1 protein-coding gene is annotated in these 353 nt (G+C 62.6%); it reads left to right on the forward strand.

The annotated features are described in order from the left end of the window. Nucleotides 1-277: secondary thiamine-phosphate synthase enzyme YjbQ (locus EOD29_RS30830; protein WP_164763893.1), on the forward strand; the 277-nt coding region annotated here is incomplete at its 5' end. Nucleotides 278-353 lie beyond the last annotated feature (76 nt).

Genomic DNA, 353 nt, shown 5'->3' on the forward strand with positions numbered 1-353 from the left:
CCAGGAAAATGCCGATCCCGACGTGCGCACCGATCTTCTCGCCTTCTTCCGTCGGCTCGTGCCGCCGGCCTCCGACCCATCGATGGGCTGGATCGTGCACAGGGCCGAGGGGCCGGACGACATGCCGGCGCATATCAAGGCGGCGCTGACGCAGGTCTCGATCGGCATTCCCGTCGCCGATGGGCGGCTGATGCTCGGCACCTGGCAGGGCATCTATCTCTACGAGCATCGCGACCGGCCGCACCGGCGCGAGATCGTGCTGCATCTCAGCCCGTGAAGAGAGTTAATTCTTGTGAATGCAAACTGAATGCCCGGTTCGAACGCCATTCAGTTTGCTGCGTTTACTGTCGAGA

Source organism: Mesorhizobium sp. M1A.T.Ca.IN.004.03.1.1 (assembly GCF_003997555.1).
Taxonomy (GTDB): Bacteria; Pseudomonadota; Alphaproteobacteria; order Rhizobiales; family Rhizobiaceae; genus Mesorhizobium.